This is a genomic window from Photobacterium alginatilyticum (assembly GCF_009910675.1).
In the GTDB taxonomy this organism is placed as follows: Bacteria; Pseudomonadota; Gammaproteobacteria; order Enterobacterales; family Vibrionaceae; genus Photobacterium; species Photobacterium alginatilyticum.
Genome location: NZ_RSEJ01000097.1, coordinates 1 through 1,891, shown reverse-complemented (window position 1 = coordinate 1,891; position 1,891 = coordinate 1). Strand labels below are relative to the sequence as shown.

Annotated in this window: 1 protein-coding gene; it reads left to right on the top strand. The window is 48.0% G+C overall.

Features of this window, described 5'->3' with window-relative positions; all coding sequences use genetic code 11:
• The first annotated feature begins 562 nt into the window (after positions 1-562).
• Complete coding sequence (ltrA, locus tag EIZ48_RS28115) at positions 563-1,855, top strand: group II intron reverse transcriptase/maturase (RefSeq protein ID WP_192928762.1); 1,293 nt, start codon at positions 563-565, stop codon at positions 1,853-1,855.
• The last annotated feature ends 36 nt before the right edge of the window (positions 1,856-1,891 follow it).

Genomic DNA, 1,891 nt, shown 5'->3' with positions numbered 1-1,891 from the left:
TGTGCGCCGAGCATGGCGTTGTTCTAGGAGGTGAAAGTCCTCTACGGGCTCAGTCGAGCGAGAACCGTTAGCCTATGCAAGGGTGTTCACCGTGAGGTGAAATCTGAAGGAAGCAAATGGCAAAACTTGGTTGTGACGAACAGAAATCTGATAGTAGGTCACTACAACTTGGGCAACCTAGCACTAGATAGAATAGCCCGATGCCTCGACGGGAAGTGTGTAGTGATAAATCAGGCACGGCCAAGGGAAAGAGCAACGTCTTACCTCGGGAGATCTTATTGTCTGTCTCGATAGAGACTAATGCAACAGCGATGTTGTGTGATGGGGAATAAGAAGTCAGCAGAAGGCATAGTACCTTAAGAATGTACAACTTAAGGGAAGGCCTGAACTGAATATATCAAGAAGCAGTCACTAGACACTCAATCATGTGGAGTCATAGCAAGATGAAAATCATCTCTACGTCCCAACGGGCGACACCGCAAGTAAAGCTCATGGTCACGAAGAATGACAAGCATGGTTGGCGTAGACAGGAGGACGAGTCTTGGTGACCTCAACTTCGTTGATGGAACAAATCTGTTCCTCAACCAACTTGAATCAAGCTCTAAGAAGAGTGAAGAAGAACAAGGGATGTGCAGGTGTCGATAAACTCGACATTGATGCGACCATCTCTAAACTTCGACAAGCTTCAAATGGGCAAGCGCTTCGTCAGAATCTTCTGAATGGAAGCTATCAACCTCAGCCAGTTCGTGGTGTAGAAATCCCCAAACCTAGTGGTGGTGTCAGGCAACTAGGTATCCCAACAGTGCTCGATAGAGTTGTCCAACAGGCAATCACTTCAGTGCTGTCAGATATCTATGAAGCTAAGTTCTCCAATAGCAGTTACGGATTTAGACCCCACCGCAGCGCACATCATGCGCTAGCGGCAGCCAGTCGCTACATCCGAGAGGGGCGAGGTTATGTGGTAGATATCGACCTAGCGAAATACTTCGATACCGTTAATCACGATAGACTGATGCACAGACTGTCACAGGATATAGCGGATAAACGCGTGTTGAAGCTCATCAGGTCATACCTACAGGCAGGCATAATGCGAAACGGGTTAGTCGAACAGAGACAACGAGGGACACCACAGGGTGGACCATTATCTCCGTTGCTATCCAATATCGTGTTAGATGAACTGGATAAAGAGTTAGAGCGTAGAGGGCATAAGTTCTGTCGATATGCAGACGACTGCCAAATCTACGTTCGTAGTGAGGAAGCCGCTCATCGAGTCAAAGAGTCGATAACGGAGTTCTTGGAGCAAAAGCTGAAACTCACGGTAAATCGAGAGAAAAGTGCAGCAACAAGGGTGACAGAGCGAACTTACCTAAGCCACTGCTTCGGGATAGATGGAACAATCCATATATCGAAGTCAGCGCAAACTCAAATGAAGAAGCGAGTGCGACAGATAACGAAGCGAAACCGAGGTCGAGAGTTAGAGGTGATAATCGCTAAGTTAACTCAATACCTAAGAGGTTGGCAACACTACTTCAAACTTGCCATACGGAAGAGCAACATGGAACGCTTGGACGAATGGATACGGCGACGGCTAAGATGCTATCGACTTAAGCAACGCAAGCACAGATACGGCATAGCGACATGGTTACAGCGACAAGGTGTAACAGAGCGTAATGCGTGGAAGTTAGCGATGTCAGATAAAGGTTGGTGGCGGCTAGCATTAACGCCGCAGGTAAATCACGCAATGCCAACAAAATGGTTCGAGGAGTTGGGTCTGTACTCGTTGCGAAATGGGTATGAGTCACTAAAAGTATATTCGGAACCGCCGTATGCGACCCACGCTTGTACGGTGGTGTGAGAGGACGGAGGCCGTGAGGCCTCCTCCTACTCGATT